Here is an 18623-nt window from a genome sequence, read left to right as displayed (position 1 = left end):
ACGCACGACAATGAGAGGCTCAGACGCCGCCTCTCCTTGACCACTGGCTAGTGGCTAAACTGTGCCGCTACGCGATTCCTTCGGCATTCGCCTTCGCTGTTCGGGCCACCCGTGACGCGTTTACTCGCCACATACTGTGGCTCGCCCTGCGGGCCAGCGTAAACGCTGTTCAAAAACGCTTCCGGCGTTTTTGTCAGACGCGGCACGGGCTTTCGCGGCATCCATGCCGCTCACCCGGCGAAGTCGCTTGCCTCAGCACAGTTTTGACGCCGGAAAAGCATTCACCTGTAATTAAGGAGTTGTTAACAGTTTGAGGCGGCATTCGCCGCCTTTTCCTCAGTTACGGTACAGCACCTTGATAATGTGGTAGCCGAACTGGGTTTTGACCGGGCCGAAGGGTTTGAGCAGTTCGCAGGAAAACACCGCTTTATCAAAATCCGGCACCATATCGCCTTTGCGGAATTCTCCCAAATCGCCGCCGTTACGTTTTGACGGGCAGGTTGAATGTTTTTTTGCCAACTGCTGAAAATCCGCTCCCTTTTCCAGTTGAGCCAGAATATCGGTGGCCTGTTGTTCAGTATCCACCAGAATGTGCAATGCTGCCGCGGTATTTGCCATAGTACGCTCCTTGAGCAAAGGGAAAGCTGATGTTGCAAAGCACAGCCTAGCACCCCCTCATCAGGAAAGGAAATGCGGGGCGCGTTCAGAAGCGGGTTAACGGATCTCGCCCCGGCCCTGACTTTTGCTACAATCCTCTTCTGTTATCATCCCCTTTCCGTTTGAACGTCGAGCACCAAACACCATGCGCATGAATCCCAGCCAACAACACGCCGTTGAATTTGTGACCGGTCCCTGTCTGGTACTGGCCGGGGCGGGATCCGGCAAGACCCGGGTGATTACCCAGAAAATCGCGCACCTGATCCGCGGCTGCGGTTATCAGGCGCGCCATATCGCCGCGGTGACCTTTACCAACAAGGCCGCGCGGGAGATGAAGGAGCGTGTGGCGCAGACGTTGGGGCGTCAGGAAACCCGTGGTCTGCTGATCGCCACCTTTCATACGCTGGGGTTGGAGATCATCAAGCGCGAATACGCTGCGCTGGGCATGAAGTCCAACTTTTCGCTGTTTGACGATCAGGATCAGATGGCGCTGCTGAAAGAACTGACCGAGCTATGGTTGCAGAATGACAAAGACTTGCTGCAACAGCTGGTGTCCGCCCTGTCCAACTGGAAAAACGACCTGATTGACCCGGCACAGGCGGCGGCGCTGGCGCGCTCGGAACGGGACCGGTTGTTCGCGCATTGCTACCGCCTGTATGACGAGCATCTGCGCGCCTGCAACGTGCTGGACTTTGATGACCTGATCCTGTTGCCAACGTTGCTGCTCAAACGTAATGAAGAGGTGCGTGAACGCTGGCAGAACCGCCTGCGCTATCTGCTGGTGGACGAATATCAGGACACCAACACCAGTCAGTACGAACTGGTTAAGCTGCTGGTGGGCAGTCGGGCGCGTTTTACCGTGGTGGGCGATGACGATCAGTCGATTTACTCCTGGCGCGGCGCCCGCCCGCAGAACCTGTCGCTGTTGCAGCAGGATTTCCCACAGTTGCAGGTCATCAAGCTGGAGCAGAATTACCGTTCGTCCGGCCGTATTCTCAAGGCCGCCAACATCCTCATCGCCAACAACCCGCACGTGTTCGAAAAGCGGCTTTACTCCGAACTGGGCTATGGCGAAGAGCTGAAAATCATCACCGCCAATAACGAAGACCATGAAGCCGAGCGGGTGGTGGGGGAACTGATTGCCCATCACTTCATCCGGAAAACCCAGTACGGCGACTACGCTATTCTCTATCGCGGCAACCATCAGTCACGATTGTTCGAAAAAGTGCTGATGCAAAACCGCATTCCTTATCGCATTTCCGGCGGTACGTCGTTTTTCTCCCGGCCGGAAATCAAGGATTTGCTGGCTTATTTACGCGTGCTGACCAACCCGGAAGACGACAGCGCGTTTCTGCGCATCGTGAATACGCCGAAGCGCGAAATCGGCCCGGCGACACTACAGAAGTTGGGCGAATGGGCCAATCAGCGTAATCGCAGCCTGTTTAACGCCAGCTTCGACATGGGGTTGAGCCAGACCCTGAGCGGGCGCGGGCTGGAGTCATTGCAGCGTTTCACTCAGTGGATAGGCGAGATAGCCCGGCTGGCGGAACAGGAGCCGGTGAAGGCGGTGCGCGATCTGATCCACGGTCTGGATTACGAAAGCTGGTTATACGAAACCTCGCCAAGCCCGAAAGCGGCGGAAATGCGCATGAAAAACGTCAATACGCTGTTTACCTGGATGACGGAAATGCTGGAAGGCAGCGACCTTGACGAACCGATGACGCTGACTCAGGTGGTGACCCGGTTTACCCTGCGCGACATGATGGAACGCAACGAAGCCGAGGAAGAGCTGGATCAGGTGCAATTGATGACGCTGCACGCCTCCAAGGGGCTGGAGTTTCCGTATGTGTATCTGGTGGGGATGGAAGAAGGGCTGCTGCCGCATCAGACCAGCATCGACGAGGACAATGTCGACGAGGAACGGCGTCTGGCTTACGTGGGCATTACCCGCGCGCAGAAAGAACTGACTTTCACCCTGTGCCGCGAGCGGCGGCAGTACGGTGAGTTGATTCGCCCGGAGCCGAGCCGTTTTCTGCTGGAGTTGCCGCAGGACGATGTGATGTGGGAAACCGAACGTAAGGTCGCCAGCCCGCAGGAGCGGATGCAGAAAGGGCAGAACCATCTGGCTAACCTACGCGCCCAGTTGGCGAAAGCCAGAGACAAAGAGTGAAGAAGGAAAATACGCCGGGCCTGGCGGCCCGGCGTAAGGATCGCTACCGGTCAGGGCGTAACGATTTTGCCATCCACGGTGACATTCTTCACCGTGCCGAATTTCCACGGTGAAGAGCCGCTGCGCAGATTACTGAATGTCAGGTTGTTGAACTGGCTGTCGCTCAGATCGCTTATCGCGGTGGGCATCACGCCGCTGAGTTTTATATTGCTGAACGCAAACTGGCTGTGCCAGATGCCTTTGCTGCTGTCACCGGTGATTTCGATAGCCGGGCTCTTGCCGGTGCTGTCCTGCACGGTGACGTTTTTGACGGTGAAGTCATAGAAACGGGCAGGCACTTTAGCCGGTGTATAGTCGATGGTGCCGTTGCTGTCCGTGTAGCTTAAGGTCACGATCACTGCCTGTTTAGCCAGATTTTTTATCGCGCTGTTGCGGAATACGATGCCATGCGCGCCGCCGCCGATGGCAGGGGCGCTCTTGGCGCGCAGGCCGACGTCGTTCTGGCTTATCACGTTGTTTTCCGCCAGCACGTCGACGATACCCGCGCCGGTATGGCTGCCTAATACCACCGCGCCGTGACCGTGGCGGAAGTAGTTATTGAACAGCCAGGCATTCTGGACCGGTTCCTGATTCTGGGCCGATTGCCCCATGCCGGCGGCAAAATTGATGCTGTCGTCCCCGGTATCGAACACGCTGTTGAACACCATGATGTTCTGGCTGTTGCCGAATTCGACGCCGTCGCCGTTGTTGGCGTCAAAGGTTTGATGAATCACGCCGTTTTCAACCACATTCTGGTTTTCCAGGAACATGATGCCGTGGTTGGCCGGGTTGCGGATGGTGACGTCGGCGACATAGACATTCTGCACGCCGCGCAGGGTGATTAAGCTGGAGCGGCGCTGGCTGTAGGCGGTTTTGGTGTCCATGCCGTTGGCGACGGCGGCCGCCACCTGGTTTTTCGCCAGAATGCCGTCTTTGCTGACTTTGCTATTATCGCTCTTCACGTACTGCGGCAGGCTGTTGCCCAGTTCATCTTTGGCGTCAGCGCTACGTTTCCAGCCGTTACCGTCGATGATGCCTTTGCCGACGATACGGATGTTCTTAAACGTCCCGATGGCGGAGCTGGTTTTATCAATGGCGTTGATCAACGAGGCCGGGCGCATCTGAGACGAATAGCTGTAAATCTTGTAGGCGTCAGGGTAATCCGCCGCATTGTCGGAGCCGAGCAATGTCGCACCCTGTAACAGATTCAGCGTCATGTCGCTTTTCAGCCACAGTGCGCCAGTCTTGAATACCCCCGCCGGGACGTCAATGCGGCAGCCGACCTGGCAGGCGTCAATGGCTTTCTGGATGGCGTTGGTATTGAGCGTGGAGCCGTCGCCTTTGGCGCCATACTGGGTGATGTTGATCACCTGCGGTGCAGCCGTCGTGGTGACGGTAACAGCGTTGCTGTCGGCTGACGTCGTGCCATCGGCATAGACCGCCCGAACAGTAAACTGGTAGTCGGTCTTGGCTTTCAGACCGTCGATTTTGGCGTTTTGCACGACAATTCGGTGGTGAAAATTGCTGGTGTCATTTTTGTAAAACGCGCTGATGTATGGTTTGGCCGGTGAGTTCTTGTCATTATTCTGGCTGGCGAGCCCGACAAGTTGACCGTTCTGATAAATCTGGTAATCGGTGATGGCGGACGTGTCTTCCGGCGCGTCCCAGACCAGCGCTACGCTATGGTCGTCATAAGACAGCGTGGGGATCTGGAGTTTTTGCGGCGCCTGAGCCGTTGCCGCCAGCGCAGATGTACTCATTAGACATGCCGCTACCATTGATGCCAGAACAGAGCGACGTGAAAATGTGATGGCTTCCATCCTTGTTCCTTAGTTCTCTTTTAAATTGATAAATGTGTTTTATCCGGACGAGATACGGTTTCTTTTCGAAACGGCGTTTTATAAAAATACATGTCGTATTTCTTTTTTCCCCGGAAGCGATCACAGATTAATCAGGAGACAAGAAGGAAAGGGGTAACCAATTGTTACCCCTTTTTGCCGTCAGATGGCGTGTTCTTCGATGATGAGCGGCCAGTGAACATAGCTCTGCCACAGGCTTTCCTGCGACAGGGTTTCGGTTCTCAGAGGATGTTGGTCGAGCCAGCCGGCGGGCAGAATGACGCGCAGACTTTCCCCTTCCACCCGCAGCCTGACTGCCGGCAGCGTGTCGTCGCGGCGGCGGCTGGCGAAGATAATCGCCAGACGCAGCAGGCGGCAAAGCCGTTGCGCCAGATTGACTGGCAGGGCGTTTTGTTGGGTCAGCGGGATGGGGTCGATAGTGTTGCTCTGGTTTTGCAGGAGTGTCGCCAGTAACTTTTTCTGGGCGGGCGTGAAGCCGGGAAGATCGCTGTTGCGGACCAGATAGGCCGCATGCAACGGCGCCTGACGAAAATCGACGCTCAGGCCGATTTCATGGATCAGACAGGCGCTGCCCAGTAACTCCCGACATCGGCCATCCAACTGCCAGTCGCGCGCCACCTGTTGCAGAAAGTTGTCCGCCAGCAGCCTGACCCGCTGGGCCTGCTCGCTATCCAGCAGATAGCGGCGTTGCAGGTTGTGCAGCGTGCGGTGACGAATGTCCTGCTCAATCGGCAGATGTAGCATGCCGTAGACCAGCCCTTCCCGCAGCGCGCCGCCCGCCAGCGTCATGGAGTCGATCTCCAGTTCCTGAAAGACAGCCAGCAGAATCGACAGGCCGCTGGGAAACACTAGCGCCCGCTCCAGCGTCAGCCCTTCGATTTCCAGCTCTTCCAGCTTGCTGCACTGAATCGCGCGTTGTTGCAGTTGGCGCAGTTTACCGAGAGTGATGTATTCATCCATCCCCTGCGCCACCATGATTTCCTGCAGCGCCTGCACCGTGCCGGATGCGCCGACGCAAATCTGCCAGCCTTGCTGGCGCAAGATATCCTTCACCGGGCGCAGCATTTCGCGGGCGGCCTGTTCGGCCCGATCAAAATGCGCCTGAGTCAGATCGCGGTCGGTAAAATAGCGTTCCAGCCAGGTGACGCAACCCATCGGCAGGCTGAACAATTGGGTATGGTGGGCGCCGGTGCCGGTCGCCAGCTCGGTGCTGCCGCCGCCGATATCCACCACCAGCCGTTGCTCCGGCCCGCCGGTGGTATGGGCGACGCCCTGATAGATGAGCCGTGCTTCTTCTTCGCCGCTGATGACCTGGATCGGCAGGCCCAGAATGTGCCGGGCCCGTTCAAGGAATTCGTCAGCGTTGGTCGCCAGCCTTAGCGTGGCCGTTGCGACGACGCGTACCTGCTGCGGCGGAATGTCCTGCAATCGTTCGGAGAACAGCGCCAGACATTGCCAGCCGCGCTGCATCGCTTCCGGCGAAAGGCGGTTGCTGGCATCCAGCCCAGCCGCCAGCCGGACTTTGCGCTTGATGCGCGCCAGCGTCTGTACGCTGCCGGCTACTTCACGCACGACCAGCATGTGAAAGCTGTTAGACCCTAAATCGATCGCGGCATAAAGAGAAGAAGAGCTCGGCATCAGCAACTTAACCCGGTCGTTTACGGTTGTTACGGGGCGCGCCGCTACGGCGAGGCGCGCCAGGGCGACGCGGGCCGCCGGCGGAACGCGGGCGACTCAGTCGCTTCGGCTCCGGCAGTTCGGTCAACAGGGCCTCACTGCGGTATTTGCTCACCGGGATACGGTGACCGATATAGTCTTCAATGGCCGGCAAATTCAGCGCGTACTCTTCACAAGCCAGACTGATGGAGCAACCGCTGGCGCCGGCGCGACCGGTACGGCCGATACGGTGTACGTAATCTTCGCAATCGTCGGGCAGGTCGTAGTTGAATACGTGGGTTACGGACGGAATATGCAGACCCCGCGCCGCCACATCGGTCGCCACCAGAATGTCCAGGGTGCCCTGGGTGAAATCTTCCAGAATGCGCAGCCGTTTTTTCTGCGCCACGTCGCCGGTCAGCAGGCCGACGCGATGACCGTCTGCGGCCAGATGGCCCCAGATATCTTCACAGCGGTGCTTGGTGTTGGCGAAGATGATGCAGCGATCCGGCCACTCTTCCTCGATAAGCGTTTGCAGCAGACGCATCTTCTCTTCATTGGAAGGGTAGAACAGTTCTTCCTTGATGCGATGACCGGTTTTCTGCTCCGGCTCCACTTCGACGTATTCGGCGTTGTTCATTTGTTCGAACGCCAGTTCACGCACGCGGTAAGATAAGGTGGCGGAGAACAGCATGTTCAGGCGCTGATTGGCCGGCGGCATACGACGGAACAGCCAGCGGATGTCTTTGATAAAGCCGAGATCGTACATGCGATCGGCTTCGTCCAGCACCACCACCTGAATGGCGCCCATATTAACGTGGTTCTGCTTGGTGTAATCGATTAAACGACCGGTGGTGCCGATCAGAATATCGACGCCGTCTTCCAGCACTTTCAGCTGTTTATCGTAGCCGTCGCCACCGTACGCCAGCCCCAGCCGCAGACCGGTCGCCTTCGCCAGTGCTTCGGCATCGGTATGGATCTGCACCGCCAGCTCACGGGTCGGCGCCATGATCAGGGCGCGAGGTTGATTGGTCTGACGTTCGGCAGGAGCGGGGTGGGTCAGCAAATAATGAAATGTAGACGCCAGAAACGCCAGCGTCTTGCCTGTTCCTGTTTGCGCCTGGCCCGCCACGTCACGCCCTGACAGCGTCAGCGGCAACGCCAGCGCCTGAATGGGCGTACAGTTATGAAAGCCTTTATTTTCAAGAGCTTCAATAACCTGCGGATGCAGTGCGAAGTCGGAAAACTTCTGTTCGGTTAAGTGTGTTTTGCTCATAGCGTGGTAGAATATCAGTTAACTATTGCTTTACGAAAGCGTATCCAGTGAAATAAAGTCAACCTAATAGTTGGTTAATGCTACACCAACTGGGTAGAGATAATCCTGCGGAGTAAAACATGAGCGATAAAATTATTCATCTGACAGACGACAGTTTCGAGACGGACGTATTGCAGTCTGAACATGTGACACTGGTTGATTTCTGGGCTGACTGGTGTGGTCCCTGTAAAATGATTGCTCCGATTCTGGATGAGATCGCCGATGAGTTCGACGGTAAGCTGACGGTCGCCAAGCTCAACATTGATGAAAACCCGGCGACTGCGCCGAAATACGGCATCCGCGGTATCCCGACTCTGCTGCTGTTCAAGAATGGCGAAGTCGCCGCCACCAAAGTGGGCGCGCTGTCAAAAGGCCAGTTGAAAGAGTTCCTGAACGCCAATCTGTAATCTGTCACACACTCTAGTTCCCGGGCGACGGCGGGTGATGAGATTTTCTCATTCTGACCGCTGGACGCCCACCGGGAAGCGTGCTAGATTCGTCAATACTGCATATCGTACTTACCTTATAGTTTGAGCCCTTAGGCTTGAGCCTGAAGTTAGAATCTAAAGCTTTATCCCGTGTCAGGGTCGGAAATCATTACGTTACAGCGCGTTAGTATGTCTCCGGGCCGGCAATCTGATAGTTTTACATTAATTAGTTTTAAGGTGTCTTCGATCTCTTGCCGTGTGTATGCGTAGAGTCAGCGCGATTCAGCCTGAGCAACACGGATGTCTGGTGATTGAAGGCTGTTAAGCGGCATGGATGTTCCTGCCATACCATTCACGTTAATAGTTCGAGATTTACCCCGAGTTTAAGAACCCACCATTATGAATCTTACCGAATTAAAAAATACGCCAGTGTCTGAGTTAATTACTCTTGGCGAAAATATGGGGCTAGAGAATCTGGCTCGCATGCGTAAACAGGATATTATTTTCGCTATCCTCAAGCAGCACGCGAAAAGTGGTGAAGACATCTTTGGCGATGGCGTGCTGGAAATATTGCAGGATGGTTTTGGTTTCCTCCGCTCCGCAGACAGCTCCTACCTCGCCGGCCCTGATGATATCTACGTTTCTCCCAGCCAAATCCGACGCTTCAACCTCCGCACTGGCGACACCATTTCCGGTAAGATTCGTCCTCCGAAAGAAGGTGAACGCTATTTCGCGCTGCTGAAGGTCAACGAAGTCAACTACGACAAGCCGGAAAACGCCCGCAGCAAAATCCTGTTTGAAAACCTGACGCCGCTGCACGCTAATTCGCGTCTGCGTATGGAGCGCGGCAACGGTTCTACCGAAGACCTGACGGCTCGCGTACTGGATCTGGCCTCGCCGATCGGTCGTGGTCAGCGTGGTTTGATCGTGGCGCCGCCGAAAGCCGGTAAGACCATGCTGCTGCAGAACATCGCCCAGAGCATCGCTTACAATCATCCTGACTGCGTGCTGATGGTGCTGCTGATTGACGAACGTCCGGAAGAAGTGACGGAAATGCAGCGTCTGGTGAAAGGGGAAGTGGTGGCGTCGACCTTCGACGAACCGGCCTCCCGTCACGTTCAGGTCGCCGAAATGGTGATCGAGAAAGCCAAGCGCCTGGTCGAGCACAAGAAAGACGTGATTATCCTGCTGGACTCCATCACCCGTCTGGCGCGTGCTTACAACACCGTGGTGCCGGCTTCCGGCAAGGTGCTGACCGGTGGTGTCGACGCCAACGCCCTGCACCGTCCGAAACGCTTCTTCGGCGCGGCCCGTAACGTTGAGGAAGGCGGCAGCCTGACGATCATCGCCACGGCCTTGATCGATACCGGTTCGAAGATGGACGAAGTGATTTACGAAGAGTTCAAGGGCACCGGCAACATGGAACTGCACCTGTCTCGTAAGATTGCCGAGAAGCGCGTGTTCCCGGCCATCGACTACAACCGCTCCGGTACCCGTAAGGAAGAGCTGTTGACCACCTCCGAGGAACTGCAGAAAATGTGGATCCTGCGTAAGATCATTCACCCGATGGGCGAGATCGATGCGATGGAGTTCCTGATCAACAAGCTGGCGATGACCAAAACCAACGACGAATTCTTCGATATGATGAAACGGTCGTAACCGGTTGAGTCTCTAAAGAAAACGCCACGACATCGTGGCGTTTTTTGTTTCTGTTTGGTGCGTTGTACCCTGCGCTTTTGACCTTCGGCGGCGCCGGGAGCCGGACAACATCATGTTTTGTTACCCGAACGCGCAGGAACTTTCTGAAAAATTTGGTAAATTAACACCGGCTGGTGTGATTCCCGGTAGTATTCTCAGGCACTGTTAAGCGTGAATAAATCATGATGAGTGCTCAATTAGTCGCCGTATTTTTGTGCTCGTTCTTCTCTCTGTTGCTGGCGCGCAACGTGGCGAGAAAAACCGGTCTGGTTGACCGGCCAAACTATCGCAAACATCATCATGGCGCGGTGCCGCTGGTTGGCGGTATTTCTGTTTACATTGGCATCTGCCTGTTGCCTGTTCTCATTTCCGAATCGATTCCCCATTTCCCGATCTACCTGATGTGTTCGGGTATGCTGGTGCTGATTGGCGCGCTGGATGATCGCTTTGATATCAGCATTGGCGTGCGGGCGTCGGTACAGGCGGTCGTGGCTATCCTGATGATGGCGCTGGCCGGCCTCATGCTACAGCGTCTGGGGTTTATCTTCGGGCCGCTCTGGGATATCGGGCTGGGACCGGTGCGTTATCTTATGACGCTGTTTGTGGTGTGGACGGCCATCAATGCTTTTAACATGGTGGACGGCATTGATGGTTTGCTGGGCGGGCTGTCCTGCGTGCTGTTCGCCGGATTAGGCATCCTGCTGTATCACCACGGTAGTCTGGCGCTGGCAGTGTGGAGTTTCGCCATGATCGCCGCCGTCTTGCCGTACATCCTGTTGAATCTTGAGCTTATGGGGCGGCGTTATAAAGTCTTCATGGGGGATGCAGGCAGCACTATGATCGGCTTTACGGCGATTTGGTTACTGCTGCAAAGCTCCCAGGGCATGGATAGCGCCATCAGGCCGGTGGCGGCGCTGTGGGTTATCGCTATTCCGCTGATGGATATGGTGGCGATCGTCTATCGTCGGCTGCATAAAGGCACTGGCCTGTTCTCGCCGGATCGCCAGCATATCCATCATCTGCTCATGCGGGCAGGGTTGACTTCCCGCCAGGCTTGTCTGCTGATTACACTGGTCGCCGCGCTGCTGGCGGCGATAGGGATAGCCGGCGAATTTCTGGCGGTGCCCGAGTACGTAATGCTGGCGCTGTTCTTGCTGGTGTTCAGCGGTTACGGCTATTGCATCAAACGAGCGTGGCGGGTGGCGCGTGTTGTCCGGCGCATTCGGCGTTATTGGCGCAGCCATCGTTATTGTGGGTAAGCCGGGTTGTGGGTAAACCAAGTTGTGGGTAAATCGAATTGTGAATAAACCGAATCAGGGAGCGCAATGAAACGGGAAACCTCCCCTCAGTCGTCGTCGCCGGATAATGAACTGGATATTCGCCAGCTCTGCCTGGCGCTGTGGCAAGGCAAGATCTGGATTGTCGGTTCGGCGGCGCTGTTTGCTCTGCTGGCGCTGATTTATTCCTGGCTGGCGCAGCCGGTATGGCGCACCACCGCGGTGACCGATAAACCAACGGCCGCCATGCTGTCGACGTTCTTCGACCAGCAACAGTGGTTGCGCTCGCTGGATGCGCCGCCGACGACGGTACCGGACGGCAATGCCATCATGGCCGATGCCTATGGCGAATTCACGATGCAGGCCGCCGCCTACGATACCCGGCGTGAATTCTGGTTGCAGTCCCCTTATTACCGCGAGCGTCAGAAAGGCGATGAAAAGGCGGATGCCGTGCTGCTGGACGCGTTGATCAACGATATTCAGTTTATGCCGCGCGATGACGCCAAAAAAACCAACGATACCCTCAAGTTGGGCGCGGATAATGCGCGAGACGCCAGCAATCTGCTGCGGCAATACGTGCAGTTCGCCAACCAGCGGGCCGTTAATCATCTGAATCAGAGTCTGGCCGGAAGCTGGGCGGCGCGCATCCGGTTTGAACGGGCCTGGCTGCAACGCGAGGATACGGTGGCGCGAGCCGCCTATGACCGGACAGTACAGCGTTTGACGCAGGCGCTCGTTATTGCGCGCCAGCAAGGGATCGTACAGCCGAAAAGCGAGGCGTCGCTGTCGCTGCCCGATTCGGAATGGTTTTTACAGGGCAGCGCGCAGTTGCAGGCGCGTCTGGACATGCTGAAGGCCAGCGGGCCGACGTTCGACGCCGATTATGAGCCGCGGCGCGCGGCGCTGGCGATGCTTGAGAACGGGCCTGCGCTGGCGGACCGGTTTCAGACTTACCGCTATTTGCATACGCCGGAAGAGCCGGTTCAGCGCGACAGCCCGCGCCGCGGTTTTCTGCTGCTGATGTGGGGCAGCATCGGTCTGTTGGCCGGCGCCGGGGCGGCGCTGGCGCGGCGTTCCCGCTAAGTGGTCGATGACGGTGAATATTGTATTGATATGAATAAGTTTTTTACCGTGGCGGTAAACCGGAATAAAGAGAGTCATCAGTGAAAGAGAGTCATTAGTGAAAGTCTTGACGGTTTTTGGCACTCGCCCTGAAGCGATAAAAATGGCGCCGGTGATACGGGCGATGGCTCAGGATGCTTTCTTTGAATCCAAAGTCTGTGTGACGGCGCAGCACCGTGACATGCTTGATCAGGTGCTACGTCTGTTTGAGATTGTGCCGGACTACGATCTCAATGTTATGCAGCCGGATCAGGGGCTGGTGGAGATTTCCGCCCGTATCCTCTCTGGATTGGGGCCGGTGCTGACCCAGTTCCAGCCTGACCTGATGCTGGTGCACGGCGATACCACCACGACCCTGATGACCAGTCTGGCGGCGTTCTATCATCGTATTCCGGTAGCGCATGTCGAAGCCGGTCTGCGTACCGGTAATCTGACGGCGCCCTGGCCGGAGGAAGCGAATCGCCTGCTGACCGGCCGTCTGGCGACCTACCATTTTGCGCCGACGATCAATGCGCGGCAGAATCTGCGGCGGGAGCAGGTCCCGCCGTCCCGTATCTGGGTGACGGGCAATTCGGTGATTGACGCATTATTCTGGGTTCGTGATCTGATCGCCCGCGATGCGGTATTGCATGGGCAGTTGCAGGAAAAATACGCCTTTCTGGATCAGGAGCGAAAAATGATTCTGGTCACCAGTCATCGGCGGGAAAGCTTTGGCGACGGGATGGAGCGAATTTGTAACGCGTTGGCGGCGCTTGCCCGCCATCATCCGGATATTCAGATTGTTTATCCGGTACACCGCAATCCCAACGTACTGGAGCCGGTTCAGCGTATTCTCAGCGGCATTGATAACGTGTTTCTGATAACGCCGCAGGACTATCTGCCCTTCGTCTACCTGATGAACCGCGCCTGGCTGATCCTGACGGACTCGGGGGGGATTCAGGAAGAAGCGCCTTCGCTTGGAAAACCGGTGCTGGTGATGCGGGAGACGACCGAAAGGCCGGAAGCGCTGGCCGCCGGTACCGTGCGGCTGGTGGGAACCGATACCGCAACGATTATCCACGAAGTCTCCCAACTGCTGGCGGATGCTTCCGTTTATCAGGCCATGAGCTATGCGCATAACCCTTATGGCGATGGGTTAGCCAGCCAGCGAATTCTCTCCGTTTTGAAACAACACCGGGTGACCGCATGAGTTTTAATCGCATCTGTGTGCTGGGCCTGGGGTATATCGGCCTGCCGACCGCTACGCTTTTGGCCTCGCGGCAACAGTCTGTTTTTGGTGTGGATGTGAACCCGCACGTGGTGGAGAGCATCAACCGGGGCCATACTCATATTGCGGAGCCGGGATTGGCGCAGGCGGTGCAGGCGGCGGTGGCGCAAGGGTATTTGCAGGCCGGCAGCCATCCGGTGTCGGCGGAGGCCTTCCTTATCGCGGTGCCGACCCCGTTAAAGGCGGACCATCAGCCTGACGTCTCGTTGGTGGAAGCAGCCGCCCTGTCGCTGGCGCCGGTGCTGAAACCGGGGGATCTGGTCATTCTGGAGTCGACGTCGCCGGTCGGCGCCACGGAGCAGATGGCCGACTGGCTGGCGCAGGCGCGGCCGGATCTGAGCTTCCCCCAGCAGGCCGGCGAGGCGTCGGATATCCGCATTGCCTATTGTCCGGAGCGGGTATTGCCCGGCCGCATCATGGAAGAACTGCTCAGCCAGGATCGGGTGATCGGCGGGATGACGCCGCGTTGCGCGGCGCGGGCAAGCGAGCTGTATCGCCTCTTCCTGCTTGACGGCGAGTGTACGATGACGGACTCGCGAACCGCTGAAATGTGCAAATTGACGGAAAACAGCTTTAGGGACGTGAATATCGCGTTCGCCAATGAATTGTCGCTGATTTGCGCCGAGCAGCAAATCGATGTGTGGGCGCTGATTCGTCTGGCTAATCGCCATCCACGCGTCAATATTTTGCAACCGGGGCCGGGCGTGGGCGGTCACTGCATCGCGGTCGACCCCTGGTTTATCGTATCGCAGCACCCGCAGCAGGCGCGTCTGATTCGCACCGCCCGCGAGGTGAATGACGCCAAGCCCCGCTGGGTGGTGGAGCAGGTGAAAATTATGGTGGCGGATGCGCTGGCGCAGGGCAATAAACGGGCCTGCGATTTGCGCATCGCCTGTCTGGGGCTGGCGTTCAAGCCCGATGTAGAAGACCTTCGCGAGAGTCCGGCGCTGGCGATCGCCGGGCAGGTGGCTGAATGGCATGCCGGGACGACCTGGGTGGTCGAGCCTCATATTCGTCAGTTACCGCCCGGTTTGCAGGGAAAGGCCGAGCAGGTGGAGATTACGCGGGCGTTGAGCGACGCGGATGTCCTGGTGTTGCTGGTAGACCACCAGCAGTTCAGGGCGATTGCCCCTGAACAGGTGACGCAACGCTGGGTGGTGGACACCAAAGGCGTCTGGCGGTGAAGGCGGCGTGGCGACGGCTGTGGATTCTGCGTTAACCGGAGTGACCTATGCCTGTTTGTGCTGAGATTGAACCTCTGGTCTGGGAAAGCGATTTTTTTCAGCGTATTAGCGGACGGTTGAGTTTCCAGGATACCGCACCGCCGTTAACCATTGCCGATCTGGATCGCTATGAGTTATGCCAGGCCAAGCTGGCGGCCAGCGATCTGGCGACGGCGGATGCGTTGTCGGCGCTGGGGTTTCGGCTGGCGGAAGGCGAGGTGGATTTCAGTATGCCGGTCGTACCTGCCGCCCGGGCCATGTTCGCCGTTGGCGTGCGCGAGGCGGAGACGGGGGATATTGCGGCGCTGCGCGCGGCGGCGACAAAAAGTTTCGTACTGAGCCGGTTTCGGGCGCCGTGGTATGGTCCGGACGATTGCGGCCGTTTCTATGCGCGGTGGGTGGAAAAAGCGGTATATGGTACCTTTGACGACGCCTGTCTGGTGATGGGCGGTCAGGGCGCGCCGTTGCAGGGGTTCGTGACGTTACGCCAGACTTCGCCCAGCACCGCGCGTATCGGCGTGTTGTCCGCCTGGCCGGGCATGACCGGGCAAGGGATTGGTCAGCGGCTGATGCAGGTGGCGCGGGTCTGGTGTCAGCAGCGCGGCATTCGCCGGCTGACGGTGGCGACCCAGACCAGCAATCTGGCGGCATTACGGCTCTACCTGCGCAGCGGCGCACGGGTGGAGAGCACCGCCTACTGGTTTTATCGATAATGGTTCTATCGATGATGGTTCTACCGATAATGTTTCTGTAGGTGACGACATGATTCCTTTTAACTCGCCGCCGGTGGTGGGATCAGAACTGGAGTATATGCAGGCCGCGATGCGCAGCGGCAAGCTCAGCGGCGATGGCGCGTTTACCCGTCGCTGTCAGCAGTGGCTGGAACATTATTCGGGCAGTTGCAAGGTATTGCTGACGCCTTCCTGCACCGCGTCGCTGGAAATGGCGGCGCTGTTGCTGAACATCCAGCCCGGCGACGAAGTCATCATGCCGAGTTACACCTTTGTCTCCACCGCCAACGCCTTCGTACTGCGCGGCGCCACCATCGTGTTTGTCGACATCCGACCGGATACCCTCAATCTTGACGAAAATCTTCTCGAAGCCGCGATTACCAAGAAGACTCGCGCCATTGTGGTGGTGCATTACGCCGGGGTGGGCTGCGAGATGAACGCCGTCATGGCGCTGGCGCAGCAATACGGGCTGTTTGTGGTGGAAGATGCTGCGCAGGGGATGATGTCGCGCTATCAGGACCGGCCGCTGGGCGCAATCGGCCATATCGGTTGTTTCAGTTTCCACGAAACCAAGAATTACACCGCGGGCGGCGAAGGCGGCGCTACGCTGATCAACGCCCCTGAACTGGCGGAGAGGGCCGAGATTATCCGCGAGAAAGGCACCAACCGCAGCCAGTTCTTTCGCGGTCAGGCGGATAAGTACACCTGGCGCGACATCGGCTCCAGTTATCTGATGGCGGATATTCAGGCGGCTTACCTGTGGGGACAACTGGAAGCGGCGCAGCGCATTCATGAGCGGCGTCTGAAATTATGGCAACACTATGCGCGCGCGTTCGCGCCGCTGGCGGCGGCAGGCCGGGCGACGTTGCCGGTGATTCCGGCGGACTGCCGTCACAATGGTCACCTGTTTTTCCTGCGCCTGCGGGATGAGGTGGAGCGTTCAGCGTTTATCAGCCATATGAAAGAAGCGGAGATCCTGACGGTGTTCCACTATATTCCTTTGCATTCCAGCCCGGCCGGCCGGCAATTTGGCCGTTTTGTCGGCGAAGACCGTCACACCACGCGGGAAAGCGAGCGGTTGGTGCGCCTGCCGCTGTTCTACAACCTGTCTGACCTTAACCAGCGTACCGTAATCAATTCGGCGCTGAGTTTCTTTTCCTGATGTCGTTGGCGCGTGCATCGTTATGGACGGCTGCGTCCACGCTGGTCAAAATCGGCGCGGGGCTGGCGGTCGTCAAACTGCTGGCGGTGACGTTCGGCCCGGAAGGCGTCGGGCTGGCCGGTAACTACCGCCAGTTGATCACCGTGCTGGGCGTGATGGCCGGCGCGGGCATCGCCAACGGCGTTACCCGGGCGGTGGCCGCTGCGCCGCCGGATGCCGACCGTCCCAGTCCGTTGCTGGGGACGGCGGTATCGCTGTCGATGGGTTGCTCGCTGTTGCTGACGCTGGCGTTGTGGCTGCTGGCTGCGCCGCTGTCGCGCCTGCTGTTTGGCGATGACGCCTACCAGCCTGCAATTCGTGCGCTGGCCTGGCTGCAACTGGGCATCGCGGGCGGCAGCCTGCTGCTGGCGGTCCTGAAAGGTTATCAGGATGCGCGGGGCAACGCGCTGGCCGTCATGGCAGGCAGTCTGCTGGGGGCCGTGGCGTATGGCGTCAGCGTTTGGTTTGGGGCGTATACCGGCGCGCTGGTGGGATTGGCGCTGATGCCGGCGCTGGCGTGCGTGCCCGCGCTGGTGCTGTTGTTCCGGCGAACGCCATTAGGTTTGCGAGCGCTCACACCTGACTGGTCATGGCCGCTGGCCGGTCAGTTAACCCGCTTCAGTCTGATGACGTTGATCACCGCCGTAACGCTGCCGGTGGGCTACGTGATGATGCGAAACCAACTGGCGACCCATTACACCTGGCAGGAGGTGGGCGTGTGGCAGGGGGTTACCACCATTTCCGATGCCTGGCTGCAGTTCATTACCGTGTCATTCACGGTTTATTTACTGCCTGCGCTGGCGCGTTTGCAGGATAAACGTGCGGTCCGGCATGAGATTCTCAGCGCGTTGCGGTTTGTGTTGCCGGTGGCTGCCGCGGCGGGCGTGGCTATCTGGCTGTTGCGCGATGTGGCGATTCACTTACTGTTTTCCAGCGCGTTTTCGGCCATGCGTGACCTGTTTGCATGGCAGCTGGCAGGTGATGTATTGAAAGTGGGCGCTTACGTTTTTGGTTATCTGGTGGTCGCCAGAGCCTCGCTGCGGTTCTATTTGCTGGCTGAACTCGGCCAGTTCCTGCTGCTGACCGGGTTTGCCCGTTGGCTGATTCCATTGCATGGCGCGCTGGGCGCGTCGCAGGCGTATCTGGCAACCTATGCGGTCTATTTTCTGTTGTGTTGCGGCGTTTTCATTCTGTACTGCAGGCGAGCATGACCACACTGATTCATGTCCTGGGGGCGGATATTCCCCACCATAACCAGACGGTGCTGCGTTTCTTTAACGATACGCTGGCGCCGGCGCTGCCGCCGCATCAGGTACGGCGGTTCATGGTTGTTGCGGCGGCCGATCTCTTTGAGCAAACCTATCCGGCGTTGCAGATAGCGCGTTTCGCTGACCAGAAAGCGCTGGCGCGCGCCGTGGTGGCGCTGGCGCGTGAGGATCGGTCGGCTCGTTTCTTTTTTCACGGCCAGTTTAACCCCTGGCTGTGGCTGGCGTTGCTGTGCGGCGGTATCCGCACGGCTCAGGCTTACTGGCACATCTGGGGGGCCGATTTGTATGAAGAAGCCCGCGGCTGGCGCTGGCGCTGGTTTTACCGGCTGCGGCGACTGGCGCAGCGGCGGGTTGCCCAGGTATTCGCCACCCGCGGCGATATCGACTATTTCCGGCGGCGTTACCCGGCCGCGGCGACGTCGCTGCTTTATTTCCCCACCCGTATGAGCCCGTACGCGGCGAGCCCGCATGAAAAAGCGCCGGACGCGTCGCTGACCATTCTGGTCGGCAACTCCGGCGATCGCAGCAACCGCCATCTGGCGGCGCTTGACGCCATTCATCGTCAGTTTGGCGCGCAGGTGCGGGTGATCGTGCCGATGGGCTATCCGGCTGGCAACCATGATTACATTGAGCAGGTGGCGCGGCACGGGCTGGCGTTGTTCGGCGCTGAGCGCTGCCGGGTCTTGCGCGAGTCACTGGCGTTCGACGATTA

General features: G+C 58.1%; 15 protein-coding genes. 11 read left to right on the top strand and 4 right to left on the bottom strand.

What is annotated here, in order from left to right; genetic code table 11:
* Window positions 1-336 precede the first annotated feature (336 nt).
* Window positions 337-636 (bottom strand): peptidylprolyl isomerase PpiC, encoded by a 300-nt coding sequence (gene ppiC, locus DXXMK7_RS19900; RefSeq protein ID WP_071526225.1) that lies wholly within the window; start codon window positions 634-636, stop codon window positions 337-339.
* 166 nt (window positions 637-802) lie between these two features.
* Between ppiC and rep the strand changes: the two genes are divergently transcribed.
* Window positions 803-2827, top strand: coding sequence for a DNA helicase Rep (gene rep, locus DXXMK7_RS19895; protein ID WP_038664632.1), 2025 nt, complete (start codon window positions 803-805; stop codon window positions 2825-2827).
* A 50-nt stretch (window positions 2828-2877) separates the two neighbouring features.
* On the opposite strand, the gene DXXMK7_RS19890 is transcribed toward rep, so the two are convergent.
* From DXXMK7_RS19890 to rhlB, 3 genes are all read right to left on the bottom strand, one after another.
* Complete coding sequence (locus DXXMK7_RS19890; RefSeq protein ID WP_038920515.1) at window positions 2878-4686, bottom strand: glycosyl hydrolase family 28 protein; 1809 nt, start codon at window positions 4684-4686, stop codon at window positions 2878-2880.
* A 180-nt stretch (window positions 4687-4866) separates the two neighbouring features.
* Window positions 4867-6363, bottom strand: a complete 1497-nt coding sequence (gene ppx / locus DXXMK7_RS19885; protein WP_038921151.1) for an exopolyphosphatase — start codon at window positions 6361-6363, stop codon at window positions 4867-4869.
* Between the two features lie 7 nt (window positions 6364-6370).
* On the bottom strand, window positions 6371-7657 hold the full coding sequence (gene rhlB, locus DXXMK7_RS19880; RefSeq protein ID WP_038664636.1) for an ATP-dependent RNA helicase RhlB: 1287 nt from the start codon (window positions 7655-7657) through the stop codon (window positions 6371-6373).
* Window positions 7658-7776: 119 nt separating this feature from the next.
* Between rhlB and trxA the strand changes: the two genes are divergently transcribed.
* The 10 genes from trxA to DXXMK7_RS19830 all read left to right on the top strand — a co-directional run.
* The gene (trxA, locus tag DXXMK7_RS19875; protein WP_013319859.1) at window positions 7777-8103 is read left to right on the top strand and encodes a thioredoxin TrxA; all 327 of its coding nucleotides are present in this window, start codon (window positions 7777-7779) and stop codon (window positions 8101-8103) included.
* 420 nt (window positions 8104-8523) lie between these two features.
* On the top strand, window positions 8524-9783 hold the full coding sequence (rho, locus tag DXXMK7_RS19870) for a transcription termination factor Rho (protein WP_012886501.1): 1260 nt from the start codon (window positions 8524-8526) through the stop codon (window positions 9781-9783).
* A 224-nt stretch (window positions 9784-10007) separates the two neighbouring features.
* The gene (gene wecA / locus DXXMK7_RS19865) at window positions 10008-11081 is read left to right on the top strand and encodes a UDP-N-acetylglucosamine--undecaprenyl-phosphate N-acetylglucosaminephosphotransferase (protein ID WP_038920514.1); all 1074 of its coding nucleotides are present in this window, start codon (window positions 10008-10010) and stop codon (window positions 11079-11081) included.
* 66 nt (window positions 11082-11147) lie between these two features.
* The gene (gene wzzE, locus DXXMK7_RS19860; protein WP_038920513.1) at window positions 11148-12182 is read left to right on the top strand and encodes an ECA polysaccharide chain length modulation protein; all 1035 of its coding nucleotides are present in this window, start codon (window positions 11148-11150) and stop codon (window positions 12180-12182) included.
* Between the two features lie 97 nt (window positions 12183-12279).
* On the top strand, window positions 12280-13410 hold the full coding sequence (wecB, locus tag DXXMK7_RS19855) for a non-hydrolyzing UDP-N-acetylglucosamine 2-epimerase (RefSeq protein ID WP_038920512.1): 1131 nt from the start codon (window positions 12280-12282) through the stop codon (window positions 13408-13410).
* The gene (wecC, locus tag DXXMK7_RS19850; RefSeq protein ID WP_038920511.1) at window positions 13407-14672 is read left to right on the top strand and encodes a UDP-N-acetyl-D-mannosamine dehydrogenase; all 1266 of its coding nucleotides are present in this window, start codon (window positions 13407-13409) and stop codon (window positions 14670-14672) included. Before wecB ends, wecC begins: the two co-directional genes overlap by 4 nt.
* Window positions 14673-14719: 47 nt before the next feature.
* Window positions 14720-15424, top strand: a complete 705-nt coding sequence (gene rffC, locus DXXMK7_RS19845; protein ID WP_038664656.1) for a dTDP-4-amino-4,6-dideoxy-D-galactose acyltransferase — start codon at window positions 14720-14722, stop codon at window positions 15422-15424.
* 49 nt (window positions 15425-15473) lie between these two features.
* Complete coding sequence (gene rffA, locus DXXMK7_RS19840; protein WP_038920510.1) at window positions 15474-16604, top strand: dTDP-4-amino-4,6-dideoxygalactose transaminase; 1131 nt, start codon at window positions 15474-15476, stop codon at window positions 16602-16604.
* On the top strand, window positions 16604-17854 hold the full coding sequence (gene wzxE / locus DXXMK7_RS19835; RefSeq protein WP_038920509.1) for a lipid III flippase WzxE: 1251 nt from the start codon (window positions 16604-16606) through the stop codon (window positions 17852-17854). Before rffA ends, wzxE begins: the two co-directional genes overlap by 1 nt.
* Window positions 17851-18623: TDP-N-acetylfucosamine:lipid II N-acetylfucosaminyltransferase (locus DXXMK7_RS19830; RefSeq protein WP_038920508.1), on the top strand; the 773-nt coding region annotated here is incomplete at its 3' end. The genes wzxE and DXXMK7_RS19830, both read left to right, overlap by 4 nt.

It is taken from the genome of Dickeya sp. MK7 (assembly GCF_000406305.1).
Lineage (GTDB): Bacteria > Pseudomonadota > Gammaproteobacteria > Enterobacterales > Enterobacteriaceae > Dickeya > Dickeya fangzhongdai.
Note: the sequence above shows the minus strand (reverse complement) of the source record. Positions and strands in the feature narration are given on the sequence as shown.